12 protein-coding genes are annotated in these 14449 nt (G+C 60.0%); 9 read left to right on the top strand and 3 right to left on the bottom strand.

All coding sequences use genetic code 11. The annotated features are described in order from the left end of the window. The first annotated feature begins 44 nt into the window (after positions 1–44). The 9 genes from rhaB (at position 45) to rhaM (ending at position 10159) form a co-directional block, all read left to right on the top strand. Positions 45–1511: a rhamnulokinase gene (gene rhaB / locus ACKLKD_RS15010; protein ID WP_080897837.1), complete on the top strand. Its 1467-nt coding sequence runs from the start codon at positions 45–47 to the stop codon at positions 1509–1511. After that, on the top strand, positions 1508–2767 hold the full coding sequence (gene rhaA / locus ACKLKD_RS15005) for an L-rhamnose isomerase (protein WP_025710943.1): 1260 nt from the start codon (positions 1508–1510) through the stop codon (positions 2765–2767). Before rhaB ends, rhaA begins: the two co-directional genes overlap by 4 nt. 144 nt (positions 2768–2911) lie before the next feature. Continuing rightward, entirely contained in the window at positions 2912–3742 is an 831-nt protein-coding gene (rhaD, locus tag ACKLKD_RS15000) for a rhamnulose-1-phosphate aldolase (protein ID WP_025710942.1), read from the top strand. Between the two features lie 81 nt (positions 3743–3823). After that, entirely contained in the window at positions 3824–4810 is a 987-nt protein-coding gene (rhaS, locus tag ACKLKD_RS14995; RefSeq protein WP_025710941.1) for a rhamnose ABC transporter substrate-binding protein, read from the top strand. Positions 4811–5025: 215 nt separating this feature from the next. Further along, complete coding sequence (locus ACKLKD_RS14990; protein WP_087805126.1) at positions 5026–6537, top strand: sugar ABC transporter ATP-binding protein; 1512 nt, start codon at positions 5026–5028, stop codon at positions 6535–6537. Continuing rightward, positions 6534–7541, top strand: a complete 1008-nt coding sequence (locus ACKLKD_RS14985; protein WP_162263624.1) for an ABC transporter permease — start codon at positions 6534–6536, stop codon at positions 7539–7541. Before ACKLKD_RS14990 ends, ACKLKD_RS14985 begins: the two co-directional genes overlap by 4 nt. Then, positions 7538–8542 carry an ABC transporter permease gene (locus tag ACKLKD_RS14980; RefSeq protein ID WP_025710937.1) on the top strand — a complete coding sequence of 335 codons (1005 nt, stop codon included), beginning with the start codon at positions 7538–7540 and terminating at the stop codon, positions 8540–8542. The genes ACKLKD_RS14985 and ACKLKD_RS14980 overlap by 4 nt, the downstream gene beginning before the upstream one ends. Positions 8543–8699: 157 nt before the next feature. Beyond that, complete coding sequence (fucO, locus tag ACKLKD_RS14975; protein WP_025710936.1) at positions 8700–9848, top strand: lactaldehyde reductase; 1149 nt, start codon at positions 8700–8702, stop codon at positions 9846–9848. Continuing rightward, complete coding sequence (gene rhaM, locus ACKLKD_RS14970; RefSeq protein ID WP_025710935.1) at positions 9845–10159, top strand: L-rhamnose mutarotase; 315 nt, start codon at positions 9845–9847, stop codon at positions 10157–10159. Before fucO ends, rhaM begins: the two co-directional genes overlap by 4 nt. Positions 10160–10268: 109 nt before the next feature. On the opposite strand, the gene ACKLKD_RS14965 is transcribed toward rhaM, so the two are convergent. From ACKLKD_RS14965 to ACKLKD_RS14955, 3 genes are read right to left on the bottom strand one after another with little or no spacing between them, the layout of a single operon-like run. Further along, on the bottom strand, positions 10269–10862 hold the full coding sequence (locus ACKLKD_RS14965; protein ID WP_077253998.1) for a maltose acetyltransferase domain-containing protein: 594 nt from the start codon (positions 10860–10862) through the stop codon (positions 10269–10271). Positions 10863–10913: 51 nt separating this feature from the next. After that, on the bottom strand, positions 10914–12179 hold the full coding sequence (locus ACKLKD_RS14960) for an MFS transporter (RefSeq protein ID WP_025710932.1): 1266 nt from the start codon (positions 12177–12179) through the stop codon (positions 10914–10916). Positions 12180–12220: 41 nt separating this feature from the next. Then, positions 12221–14344, bottom strand: a complete 2124-nt coding sequence (locus tag ACKLKD_RS14955; protein ID WP_087805128.1) for an alpha-galactosidase — start codon at positions 14342–14344, stop codon at positions 12221–12223. Positions 14345–14449: the final 105 nt, after the last annotated feature.

Raw genomic sequence — 14449 nt, 5'->3', positions numbered from 1 at the left:
GCCTTTTTTAGACTGCGAACAATGATTTTAAGAAGGATTGTTCCATGAGTATTCGTCATTGTGTCGCCGTCGATTTAGGCGCCTCCAGCGGGCGGGTAATGCTCGCCAGCTATCAGTCCGGGCCGCGCGCCCTGACGCTGCGCGAAATGCACCGCTTCACCAATAGCCTGCAGAAGGTAGACGGCTTCGACTGCTGGGATGTGGATAGCCTGGAAGGCGAGATCCGCCGCGGGCTGGAGAAAGTGTGTGAGCAGGGCATTCTGATCGACAGTATCGGCATCGATACCTGGGGAGTGGATTATGTCCTGCTGGATAAGCAGGGTCAGCGCGTCGGGCTGCCGATCTCCTATCGTGACGACCGCACCCAGGGCCTGCTGCGTCACGCTGAAGCGCAGCTGGGCCGGGCGGAAATCTATCGCCGCAGCGGTATTCAGTTTCTGCCGTTTAACACCCTTTATCAGCTGCGCGCTCTGGTGGAGCAGCAGCCGGAGCTGGTCAGTCAGGCCGCCCACGCCCTGCTGATCCCCGACTATTTCAGCTTCCGCCTGACCGGCAATCTGAACTGGGAGTATACCAACGCCACCACCACCCAGCTGGTCAACATTAACAGCGACAGCTGGGATGAGACGCTGCTGAACTGGACCGGCGCGCCGTTGGCGTGGTTCGGAAAGCCGACCCACCCCGGCAATGTGATTGGTCACTGGATCTGCCCGCAGGGCAACCGTATTCCGGTGGTCGCTGTCGCCAGCCACGACACCGCCAGCGCGGTGATCGCCTCCCCGCTGGCCGACCGCCATGCCGCCTATCTCTCCTCCGGCACCTGGTCGCTGATGGGGTTTGAAAGCCTGACGCCATATACCTGTGACGCGGCGCTGCAGGCCAATATCACCAACGAAGGCGGAGCCGAAGGCCGCTATCGGGTGCTGAAAAATATCATGGGCCTGTGGCTGCTGCAGCGGGTGCTGAAAGAGCAAAACGTCAGCGACCTGCAGGCGCTGATCGCCCGCACCGCCGCGCTACCGGCGTGCCGCTTCATTATTGACTGCAACGATGATCGCTTTATCAACCCGGCCAGTATGAGCGCCGAGATCCAGGCCGCCTGTCGCGACGCGGGCCAACCGGTTCCTGACAGCGACGCCGAGCTGGCGCGCTGCATTTTCGACAGCCTGGCGTTGCTTTACGCCCGGGTACTTAACGAGCTGGCGACTCTGCGCGGCCAGCCCTTCAGCCAGTTGCATATCGTCGGCGGCGGCTGTCAGAACGCCCTGCTCAACCAGCTGTGCGCTGACGCCTGCGGGATCGCCGTCGTGGCCGGCCCGGTGGAGGCCTCTACCCTCGGCAATATCGGCATCCAGTTAATGACCCTCGACGAGCTGGCCAATGTCGATGAGTTTCGTCAGGTAGTGCGCGGCAACGCGGCGCTCACCACTTTTACCCCCAATCCTGATAGTGAAATTGCCCGTTTCGTGGCGCAGTTTCAGCCACAACAGACCAAGGAGCTTTGCGCATGACCACTCAACTTGAACAAGCCTGGGAAATTGCTAAGCAGCGCTACGCCGCCGTCGGCGTGGATGTCGAGGAGGCCCTGCGCCAGCTGGACCGTCTGCCCGTCTCCATGCACTGCTGGCAGGGTGACGACGTCGCCGGTTTCGAAAACCCGGCGGGAAGCCTGACCGGCGGCATCCAGGCGACCGGCAACTACCCGGGCAAAGCGCGAAATGCGCAAGAGCTACGCGCCGACCTTGAGCAGGCGCTGAGCCTGATCCCGGGACCAAAGCGTCTCAACCTGCACGCTATTTACCTGGAATCCGACGCGCCGGTAGCGCGCAATGAGATTAAGCCGGAGCACTTTAAAAACTGGGTTACGTGGGCGAAAGCCAATAACCTGGGGCTGGATTTCAACCCCTCCTGCTTCTCGCATCCGCTGAGCGCCGACGGCTTTACCCTGTCGCATGCCAACGATGAGATCCGCCAGTTCTGGATCGACCACTGCAAGGCCAGCCGCCGCGTTTCCGCGTATTTCGGCGAGCAGCTGGGTACGCCGTCGGTGATGAATATCTGGATCCCGGACGGCATGAAAGATATCACCGTTGACCGCTTCGCCCCGCGCCAGCGGCTGCTGAATGCGCTTGATGAAGTGATCAGCGAGAAGTTCGATCCGGCGCATCATATCGACGCCGTGGAGAGCAAGCTATTCGGGATTGGCGCAGAGAGCTACACCGTCGGCTCCAACGAGTTCTATATGGGCTACGCCACCAGCCGCCAGACCGCGCTGTGCCTCGATGCCGGCCACTTCCATCCGACGGAAGTGATCTCCGACAAAATCTCCGCCGCGATGCTCTACATCCCGCGCCTGCTGCTGCACGTCAGCCGCCCGGTGCGCTGGGACAGCGACCACGTGGTGCTGCTGGATGACGAAACCCAGGCCATCGCCAGCGAAATTATTCGCCACGATCTGTTCGACCGCGTGCATATCGGCCTCGATTTCTTCGATGCCTCGATCAACCGCATCGCAGCGTGGGTGATTGGTACCCGCAATATGAAGAAAGCGCTGCTGCGCGCTCTGCTGGAGCCGACCGCCCAGCTGCGCCAGCTGGAACTGGATGGCGATTACACCGCCCGCCTGGCGCTGCTGGAAGAGCAGAAATGTCTGCCGTGGCAGGCCATCTGGGAGATGTACTGTCAGCGTCACGACACGCCGGCGGGCAGCCAGTGGCTGGATAACGTGCGGGCTTATGAGAATGCGGTTCTGAGCCAGCGCGGGTAAACCCTCACCCCGCCCCTCTCCCTGCAAGGGAGAGGGAGAAAGAACCGGTAGCCCGGATAAGCCGTTTACGGCGCAATCCGGGGCACGCACATATTTAGGGTGAGGGGGTCAACCCCGCACCGAATCAACAGGAAAGACAAGACTATGCAGACCATTATCGACGCCTGGTTCGTCCAGGGCATGATCAAAGCCACCTCCGACGCCTGGCTGAAAGGCTGGGACGAGCGCAACGGCGGCAACCTGACGCTGCGTCTGGATGAAGCGGATATCGAACCTTACGCGGCGGATTTCCACGCCAAACCGCGCTATATCGCCCTCAGCCAGCCGATGCCAACCCTGGCCAACCAGCCGTTTATCGTCACCGGCTCCGGCAAATTCTTCCGTAACGTCCAGCTCGACCCGGCCGCTAACCTCGGGGTGGTGAAGGTCGACAGCGACGGCGCGGGATACCATATCCTCTGGGGCCTCACCGAAGATGCCGTACCGACCTCCGAGCTGCCGGCACACTTCCTGTCGCACAGCGAGCGCATCAAACTGACCGGCGGCAAAGACCGGGTGATCATGCACTGCCATGCCACCAACCTGATCGCCCTGACCTATGTTCTGGAGAACCACAGCGATCTGTTCACCCGCAAGCTGTGGGAAGGTAGCACCGAATGTCTGGTGGTCTTCCCGGACGGCGTCGGCATTCTGCCGTGGATGGTGCCGGGCACCGATGAAATCGGCCAGGCGACCGCCGAAACCATGCAAAAACACTCGCTGGTGCTGTGGCCGTTCCACGGTGTCTTCGGCAGCGGCCCCACGCTGGATGAGACCTTCGGCCTGATCGACACCGCCGAGAAGTCCGCTGAAGTGCTGGTAAAAGTCTTGTCGATGGGCGGGATGAAGCAAACCATCACCCGCGAAGAGCTTATCGCCCTTGGCAAACGCTTCAACGTGCAGCCGCTGCAGTCCGCATTAGATCTTTATCCATAACAACATTGCGCCCCGCTCACCGAGACGGGGCGAAACATCACCTGCAAACCCTACAAAACTAACTCATGTGGAGTAAAAGCAATGAAAACAAAGACAAGCTTGATCCTCACCGTTGCCGCCCTGGCGTTGTCCGGTTCCGCCTTAGCAGAAGTTAAAATCGCCCTCGTGGCGAAATCGCTGGGAAATGGCTTCTTCGAAGCCGCCAACGCTGGCGCCCAACAGGCAGCCAAAGAGTTAGGTGATGTCAAAGTGATCTACACCGGCCCGACCACTACCACCGCCGAAGCGCAGATCGATGTGCTGAACGGGTTGATCGCCCAGGGGGTGGATGCGATCGCCATTTCCGCCAACGATCCGGACGCGGTGGTGCCGGTGCTGAAAAAAGCGATGCAGCGCGGCATCAAGGTGGTCTCGTGGGACTCCGGCGTGGCGCCGGCAGGCCGCCAGATCCATCTTAACCCCTCGAATAACGCCTTAATTGGCGAAACCAACGTCAAGCTCGCCGCCGAGGCGCTGAAGACGCTGAACGTTGAGAAAGGCGAGGTGGCCGTGTTAAGCGCCACCCCAACCTCCACTAACCAGAACATCTGGATTGAGGAGATGAAAAAGGTGCTGCCGCAGTATCCGTCCGTACAGCTGGTCACCGTCGCCTACGGGGACGATCTGTCGGATAAAAGCTACCGCGAAGCGGTGGGCCTGCTGAAATCATATCCGGACCTGAAAGTCATTGTTTCGCCGTCGTCGGTGGGGATTGTTGCCGCCGCGCAGGCGGTGAAGGACCAGGGCAAAATCGGCAAAGTGTATGTCACCGGGCTGGGGCTGCCGTCGGAAATGGCCGGCGCGATTAAGTCCGGCGCCAGCAAAAGCTTCGCCATCTGGAACCCGATTGACCTGGGCTACGCCGCCACCTATCTGGCCGACGATTTAGTCAAAGGCACGGCGACCAAAACCGAAGCCAGTATGGGCAAGCTGGGCAAAGTGAAGCTGGATGCCGAGGGGAATGGCGCGATGGCCGAGCCGTTTGTCTACGATGCGAGCAACATTGATAAGTTCTCGAAAATTTTCTAACCCTTGTTCCCTCACCCCGGCCCTCTCCCGAAGGGAGAGGGGGAAAGGCTGGTCCTCTGCGCGATGCGGCCAGCGGGCGCCGGACCGTTCCTTCGCCCCATTGGGGAAGAGGAAAAGGGCTGGCCCTCTGCGCAATGCTGTCAGGGCGCACCAAACGGTCCCCTCGCCCCTTTGGGGAGAGGGTTAGGGTGAGGGGGATTTTACGGAGAACTATCATGTCAGCATCAACGCCACTGCTGTCGCTGAAGGGGATCACCAAGATTTTTCCCGGTGTGCGCGCCCTTGAGAACGTACAGCTCGATCTCTGGCCCGGCAAAGTGACCGCCTTAATCGGCGAAAACGGCGCGGGGAAATCCACGCTGGTCAAAGTGATGACCGGTATTTATCAGCCCGAAGAGGGCGAGATCCTCTATAAAGCGATCCCCATTCATCTGCCAACGCCGGAGTCGGCGCATAAAGTGGGGATCACCGCCATTCACCAGGAAACCGTGCTGTTTGACGAACTCTCGGTCAGTGAGAATATTTTCGTCTGCCAGTATCTGTATAAAGGGCTGCTCAAAACGCTCGACTGGCCGGCGATGCACCGCAGAGCCAGCGAAATCCTCGCCCGGCTGGAAGTCCAGATCGACCCGCGGGCCACGCTGAAAACGCTCAGCATCGCCCAGCGGCACATGGTGGCGATTGCCCGGGCGCTGGCTTTCGACGCCCAGGTGGTGATCCTCGATGAGCCAACCGCCGCGCTCTCCCAGCATGAAATTCTGGAGTTCTATCACATCGTTGAGCGCCTGAAGCAGGACGGCAAAGCGATCCTGTTTATCTCACATAAGTTCGATGAAATTTTCGAGCTGGCCGACTATTACACCATCCTGCGCGATGGGGTGTACGTCAGCTCCGGGGCAATGAGTGACATCACCGAAGAGCGGATGGTGTCGATGATGGTGGGCCGGGCGATCAGCCAAACCTACCCGAAAGTCGACTGCACACCCGGAGAAACGGTGCTGGAGGTAAACGATCTCTGTCATCCTACCGAGTTTGCCCATATCAGCTTCCGCCTGCGCAAGGGAGAAATTCTCGGCTTTTACGGCCTGGTGGGCGCCGGACGCACCGAGCTGATGCAGGCGCTCTCCGGTGTCTCGCGTCCCTCCTCCGGCGAGATCCGCCTGAACGGCAGATCCATGCACTTTGACCAGCCTGCCGATGCCATCCGCGCGGGCATCGTCTGCGTGCCGGAAGAGCGACAGAAACAGGGAGCGATCATCGCCCTGCCTATCGCCCAGAACATCAGTCTACCGCAGCTCAGCAAGCTCAATCCTAACGGCGTCCTGAACGACGCCCGGGAATGGCGGCTGGCGGACGAGTACGCCTTGCGCCTGCAGGTTAAAGCCTTCAGCTGGCGCCAGCCGGTGGAGACCCTCTCCGGCGGCAACCAGCAGAAAGTGGTGATCGGCAAATGGCTGGCGACCCAGCCCGAGGTGATCATTCTCGATGAGCCGACCAAAGGCATCGATATCGGCTCAAAAGCCGCCGTGCATCAGTTTATGTCCGAGCTGGTCAGCCAGGGGCTGGCGGTGATTATGGTGTCGTCAGAGCTGCCGGAAGTGATGGGCATGGCCGACCGGATTATCGTGATGCACGAAGGGCTGATGGTCGCCGAGTACCAGGCCGGTGAAGCGACAGCGGAAACCATCGTCAGCGCCGCCAGCGGCATCGGCCAGGAGGCGGCATGATGGGACACGCATGGCTTAAACATCGCGAAGCGCTGCTGGCGGTGGTCATCATTTTGATGATCGGCGCTATTGGCAGCCGGGCGCCCTCGTTCGTTTCACCGGGCAATCTGGTGGAGATGTTTAACGATACCGCCATTCTTATCATCCTCGCTCTCGGGCAGATGATGGTGTTGCTCACCAAAGGCATCGATCTGTCTATGGCCGCCAACCTGGCGCTGACCGGGATGATCGTCGCCCTGCTTAACGCCCACTATCCGGGTATTCCGGTGGTAGTGCTGCTGGCGCTGGCGACTCTGCTGGGCCTGCTGATGGGGATGATTAACGGCCTGCTGGTCTGGCGCCTCGGCATTCCCGCCATCGTGGTGACCCTCGGCACCATGAGCATTTATCGCGGCATTATCTTCCTGCTGACTGACGGCGGCTGGGTTAACTCACATCAGATGAGCGCTGATTTCCTCAGTCTGCCGCGCAGCACGCTCCTGGGGCTGCCTCTGCTGAGCTGGTGCGCCATCGCCGCGCTGCTGCTGGTGGGGTATTTCCTGCGCTACAGCCGCACCGGCCGGGCCTTATACACCGCGGGCGGCAACGCGACGGCGGCGTACTACACCGGCATTAACGCCGGAAAAATGCAGTTCGTCAGCTTCTGCCTCTCCGGCGCGCTGGCCGGCTTCTGCGGCTATCTGTGGATCTCGCGCTTCGCTGTCGCCTATGTCGACGTCGCCAACGGTTTTGAACTCCAGGTGGTCGCCGCCTGCGTGATCGGCGGTATCAGCACCATGGGCGGAAGCGGACGGGTGCTGGGCTGCCTGTGCGGCGCGCTGTTCCTCGGCGTCATCAATAACGCCCTGCCGGTGATCGGCATCTCGCCCTTCTGGCAAATGGCGATTTCCGGGGCGGTGATCGTCATGGCGGTGCTGCTCAACGAGCGCGGCAATCGCGGTCATGGGCGGTTAATCCTGCGCAACGCGGCGTTAGCCCGACAGAAACAGGCGGTGAAATCATGAGCAAGATGATGGTATCGGAAGAGATGAAAAACGCCCCGGCCGCGCCGTCGCCGCTGCGCCGCCTGCTGTGCTGGGAAGGGTTTTTACTGGCGGTCACCCTGGCGGTATTTATCGGCAACGCGGTGGCTTCCCCGTACTTTCTCAATATCTGGAACCTGTCGGACGCGACCTTTACCTTTACCGAGAAGGCGATCGTCGTCCTGCCGATGGCGATGCTAATTATCGCCCGGGAAATCGATCTGTCGGTAGCCTCGACGATGGCCCTCAGCTCAACGGTGATGGGCTTCTGCGCGGCAGCGGGGGTTGATACTCCGCTGCTGGTGGTCATCGGCCTGGGCGTAGGTCTGCTGTGCGGTCTGTTCAACGGCTTGCTGGTGACCCGCTTTAACCTGTCGTCCATTGTGATCACCATCGGCACCATGAGCCTGTATCGCGGCATCACCTATATCCTGCTGGGCGATCAGGCGCTCAACCACTATCCGGAGAGCTTCGCCTGGTTCGGCCAGGGGTATGTGTGGGGGGCGCTCTCTTTTGAGTTTGCGCTGTTTATCCTCCTTGCCGCCGCCTTCACCTTCCTGCTGCATAAAACCAACTTTGGCCGCCGGACCTACGCCATCGGCAATAACCCGACCGGCGCCTGGTTCTCCGGGATCAACGTTAAGCGTCATAACCTGGTGCTGTTCGCGCTGGTCGGGCTGATGGCCGGGCTGGCGGCGGTCCTGCTGACCTCACGGCTCGGCAGTACCCGCCCTACCCTGGCGATGGGCTGGGAGCTGGCGGTTGTCACCATGGCGGTGCTCGGCGGCGTCAATATTCTCGGCGGCTCCGGCAGCATGCCCGGGGTGATCATTGCCGCCTTTCTGATGGGGCTGGTGACCTTCGGCCTGAGCCTGCTGAACGTCCCCGGCATCGTGATGTCGGTGATTATCGGCGCCATGCTGATCGTGGTGATCTCCCTGCCGATTATTACCCGGCGGATGATGCAGCGAAGACGATGTTAATTTCCCCCTCACCCTGGCCCTCTCCCCAAGGGAGAGGGGACTGCCCGGCGCACGCAGGCAGCCTGTAGTCCGGGACCGGTTTTCCCCCTCTCCCTGCGGGAGAGGGTCGGGGTGAGGGGAAACGGATTTCCCAAAATAAACATTAAGGAGAATTATCATGAGCTTTATGTTGGCACTACCAAAAATCAGCCTCCACGGCGCAGGCGCTATCGGTGATATGGTTAAACTGGTGGCCGGTAAGCAGTGGGGCAAGGCGCTGATCGTCACCGACGGTCAGCTGGTGAAGCTGGGCCTGCTGGACAGCCTGTTCGCCGCGCTGGATGAACAACAGATGGCTTATCAGCTATTTGACGAGGTGTTCCCTAACCCCACCGAAGCGCTGGTGCAGCAAGGCTATGCGGCATACCAGGCGGCACACTGCGATTACCTGATCGCCTTCGGCGGCGGCAGCCCGATTGATACCGCCAAAGCGATAAAAATCCTCACCGCCAACCCGGGGCCATCAACCGCCTACTCCGGCGTCGGCAAAGTGAAAAACGCTGGCGTACCGCTGGTAGCCATCAACACCACCGCCGGCACAGCGGCGGAGATGACCAGTAATGCCGTGATTATCGATAGCGAGCGGCAGGTGAAAGAGGTGATTATCGACCCGAACCTGATCCCGGATATCGCCGTCGACGACGCCAGCGTGATGCTCGACATCCCGCCAGCCGTTACCGCCGCCACCGGAATGGACGCCCTGACCCACGCCGTCGAGGCCTTTGTCTCCGTTGGCGCCCATCCGCTGACCGATGCCAATGCCCTCGAGGCCATTCGCCTGATCAATCTGTGGCTGCCGAAAGCGGTAGACGATGGACACGATCTGCAGGCCCGCGAGCAGATGGCCTTTGGCCAGTATCTGGCGGGCATGGCGTTCAACAGCGCCGGTCTCGGGCTGGTACACGCCCTGGCGCATCAGCCTGGCGCCACCCATAATCTGCCGCACGGGGTATGCAACGCCATCCTGCTGCCGATCATCGAAAACTTTAACCGCCCGAACGCGGTGGCGCGCTTTGCCCGCGTGGCGCAGGCGATGGGCGTCGATACTCGCGGCATGAGCGATGAGGCTGCCAGCATGGAGGCCATCAATGCCATCCGCGCGCTGAGCAAACGCGTCGGGATCCCCCAGGGTTTCAGCCAGCTTGGCATCAGCAAAGCCGATATCGAAGGCTGGCTGGATAAGGCGCTGGCCGACCCATGCGCGCCGTGTAACCCGCGCACCGCCAGCCGCGATGAGGTTCGCGAGCTCTATCTGGAGGCCTTATGATCCGTAAAGCCTTCGTCATGCAGGTGAACCCCGACGCGCACGAAGAGTACCAGCGCCGCCATAACCCCATCTGGCCAGAGCTGGAAGCGACGCTGAAAGCACACGGTGCGCACCACTACGCCATTTATCTCGATAAAGAACGCCATCTGCTGTTCGCGACGGTGGAGATTGAGTCGGAAGCCCGCTGGGAGGCGGTCGCCAGCACGGAAGTATGCCAGCGCTGGTGGAAATACATGCGCGAGGTGATGCCCAGCAACCCGGATAACAGCCCGCTGAGCGCGGAACTTAAAGAAGTGTTTTATCTGGCGTAAAAAATCGCGAGGCCGGGCAGTCACGTCTCCGGCCTCCGCCCGATCCGGGCTGGAGGCCGGTTCAAAACAAATAACATGATCCCTTACGCCACCCGGTTTCTATCGCCCATCATCCGGGGAAAAGCGCGTATTTGTCTTTATCCGCCTCGGTAATTTCTCTTAATACCCGGCAAGGTACGCCTGCGGCAACCACATTTGCCGGTATGGAACGATTCACCACACTGCCCGCGCCAATGACCGAATTCTCCCCAATCGTTACCCCGGGATTAATAATCACCCCCGTGCCTAACCAGACCCCATCTTCAATCACCACCGGCAATGAAAACTGTTGATGTGTATGGCGCAGCGCGGGGTGGATGGGATGTCCGGCGGTGGAGATGGTGACATTTGGTGCAAACATGACGTTATTGCCGATGATAATGTCCGCATCGTCGACCAACGTGAGGTTAAAATTGGCGTAAAAATTGTCACCAATCGTCGTATGGATCCCATAGGCAATATTGATCGGCGGTTCTATCCAGCATTGTTCGCCGACTTTCGCGAACATGCGCTGAATAATATCGTTGCGCAATTCCTGATTAAACGGATGCGAATGATTATATTCATAGGCCCGCGCTTTACCCATCAGTCGCTGCTCCGGCAAGCCATATCCTGCATCCAGGTAAAGCTCGCCGCTGTTCATACGTTTTTTCATATCCATCATGACATCTTCCTTCTCTGTCAGGCACCACCCTGTGCCACGGAATGTTGATAATTAAACGGTCATCGCATTATCGCGCAGCGGCTCGGTTTTCGCCTTACCCGCTAACGTAAACGCGGAGATTAAGGTGACGGTCAGGGCAATACCGCCGAGGATCATATAGGTATCCTGAAAGCCGATCCGATCGTACATATTGCCGGCGAAGGCGGAGAGGAAGATCGCCGCCACCTGCTTGGCAAACTGGAAGCCCACCAGATAAATGGTCGCCGACAGCCGGACGTCAAACACGCCGGTAATATATTTAAAGGCGCCCACCAGCAGGAACGGCACCTCCAGCGCATGAAGCATTTTCAGCGCCACCACTTCTGCGGCGGTGGTGGCGAAGGAAGAGCCAATCATCCGTGCCGCCATCACCATCCCGGCGATCAGCAGGGTATTCTTCGCCCCGATGCGGTTAATAATCCACGGTGAGCTGAACATAATGATGGCGTTACATATTTCTCCCGCGGTGGTGGCGAAACCAAAGGCGCGGGTGCCCGCTTCCGGGGTCGCGAAGAATGATTTGAAGAAGGTGGCGAACTGCTGATCGAAGACGTCATACACGCAGGCCACGCCGATGACATACAGAATAAACATCCACATCTTCCGCTGGCGGAACATGCGCACCGCCGTTTTTAAATCGACGGCCGGGCGATTGGCGCCGAGCGAGTCCATCACCTGCGCGGCCTGACTGGTCTGCGGTTTGGCGATGGCCACCAGCACCACCAGCAGCAGCGCGGCGGCCGACCCCATCCAGAACACCCATTCGGGATTAATGCTGAACAGCATTCCGGCGGTGGTCGCGCACAGCGCCCATCCCAGGCAGCCAAAGGTGCGCGCCTTGCCGTATTCAAACCCGCTGTTGCGGCTTACCCGTTCGATATAGGCCTCCATCGCGCCGGCGCCCGCAGAGAAAACAAAGCCGATATAGGCGCCGCCGCTCAGCGCCCCGAGCCAGATGTTGGCTTTCAGCAGCGGAGCAAAAACATAGAGGAAGAAGGGAGCGATCAGCACCAGCAGAACGGTCACGATCCACATCAGGTGTTTTTTCAGCCCCAGCTTGTCAGAGATCACCCCGAGAACCGGCTGGAAACAGATGGCGAACAGCGACAGGCTGGAGAAAACGAGGCCGGTTTCGGTTTTATTCAGGCCAATGACGTCCGACAGCCAGATCGGCAGAAACGGAAAGCAGGTGGCCATGATGAAGAAGTAGAGAAAGAAGAACAGCCCGAAAATCCAGAAGTTGGGGTTGTTTTTGTGGGTACAGACGGTCGGGTTCATTATATTTTCCTCAAGAAGGGCCGCGACGCGGCCCGATACCATCACACGCGTTGCAGGCCAATTAGAATGGCGCTTTCCGGATCAAGAATGGGCAGCGCCAGCCCCGCCTGCTGTAGCCACTCACCGCTCACCGTTTGCGGCGTCGTCATCCATGCCGGCAGCTTGCGCATGGTGTGGCCGCCCTCGCCGGTGATCTGAATATTCGGATGATCGAGGAGCGTCACCTGATAGCGGGCGCTCGTCTCCAGCCCCGCCAGGCGCAGGGGCGCCATCAGGGTGTAGTCCGGCATCGCCAGCTGGCTAACGAGGAAAATCGCCTGCGCTTTATCCGGGCTGACGACGCCATGGGCAAGCGTGGTGGCGTCCGGCATATCTATCCGCCACTGCACGCCGTGATGGATCACGTCGCGCCACTGTTTATGCAGGGCCGCATATTTCCGGTATCCGGCGCGCTCTTCTTCATCGGCGCTCACCGGATCCAGCTCAAGCCCCATATGACCGAACAGCGCCGTCAGGCCGCGGAAGGCGATACTGTGCTGGCGGAAGGTGGCATGACAGTGGCGGTTGCCGATGTGCGCGCCCATCACCTCCGGCGGGAAGAAGTAGCTCATGCCCCGCTGGATGGTGTTGCGCTCAAGGGCGTCATTGTTGTCAGACGCCCAGAAGCGATGGCTGCGCTTGAGAACTTCATAATCGATCCGTCCGCCGCCGGAGGAGCAGGATTCAAATTCAATGTGCGGGAAACGGGCCACCAGCGTATCCAGCAGGCGGTAGAACTGGCGCGTTTGCGCGTCCGCAGCGGCGCGTCCCTGATGCCCGGGCTGCACCAGCTCGCGGTTCATGTCCCACTTCACATAGTCCACTGCATGCTCGCCCAGCAGCCAGCTCATCCGCTCCAGCAGATAATCAAACGCTTCGGGAATATTGAGGTTCAGGACAAACTGATGACGGCCGGTCAGCGGGGTATAGCCCGGCAGCGCCAACACCCAGTCCGGATGTGCCCGGTACAGATCGGAATCCGGGTTAATCATTTCCGGCTCCACCCAGATACCGAATTCCATCCCCAGCGATTTCACATGATCGATAACCGGCGTCAGGCCGTGGGGATATTTTTTCTCATCGAGATACCAGTCCCCAAGCGCCGCCCAGTCGTCGTTGCGCCCTTTAAACCAGCCATCATCGATAATAAAGCGCTCGACGCCCAGCGCTGCCGCTTCTTCGGCCATACGCATGATGTAGTCCGGGTCGTGATCGAAATAGATCCCCTCCCAGGTGTTGAGATGCACCGGGCGAGGCTTGTTGCCCGGAAAACGGATAATCTGTTGTCGCAGGAAGCGATGGAACTGCTGGCTCATGCCGTTCAGCCCATTCGCCGAGTAGCTGGCATACAGGTACGGCGTCCACAAGGTTTCCCCTTCCGCCAGCGCCATTTCGCCCGGCAGATAGAGCGCCTCGGCCTGCAGATAGCGGCGGCCATCGGTTTTCACCTCTGCCCGCAGGCGATGGTTACCGCTCCAGGCCAGATGTACGCCCCAGACTTCACCCTGCATCTCGCTAAAGGCGCGGCTGCCGGTGATCAGGGCCGGGAAATGTTCGTGAGAGGTGCGCCCGCGGCGGTTCTCCAGCACAAAGCTGTCGTGCTCCAGCGTCAGGCGGTGAGGCTGAAACTCGCGGATCCAGCGGCCATGGAAAGCCATCACCTCGCGAGCGCGTTCGGCGACCGGCAATGTGACCGCCAGGCGATCCACCTGCCATGGGCTGGCGCGCAGATTAGTCACGCCATGACGCACGCTCAGCACGCCGCTGGCATCCAGCGCAATTTCACTGTGCAGACGCAGGCCGGCATGCGGGTCCTCACTGACCAGGATCAGCGCCTGGCCCTCGCGCCGCACTTCGGTAGTGGTGAACAGCGGAGAGGCATCCCGCCCCTGACGATGGCCTTCAATGCCCGGCGCGCCAAACAGGCCATGGCCCAGCTCCGCCATTAAGGTCACTGGCGAATCGACATCCAGTCTGCCGTTGGCGACCGGGCGCGTCAGGCTGTCGGCATCCTGCGGTGAAAAATGGCTTAAATGCGGCCCCCAGTAGACAATTTCGGCGAAAGGACGGGTTTTAATCACAACATCGGCACCCGCGCTTTGCAGGTGAATCAGCGAATCAGACATCAGACATCTCCATAACAAGGAATGTCTTACTGTTGATCCGAAACGTTTCGGATGCCAACCAAAACGTTTTGGATCCGTGATCGGCTTCAGAATTACGATTTAAAA

Source organism: Klebsiella sp. 10982 (assembly GCF_048589245.1).
Lineage (GTDB): Bacteria > Pseudomonadota > Gammaproteobacteria > Enterobacterales > Enterobacteriaceae > Klebsiella > Klebsiella quasivariicola.
The sequence above is the reverse complement of the archived record's forward strand: the minus strand, read 5'-3'. Positions and strand labels throughout refer to the sequence as shown.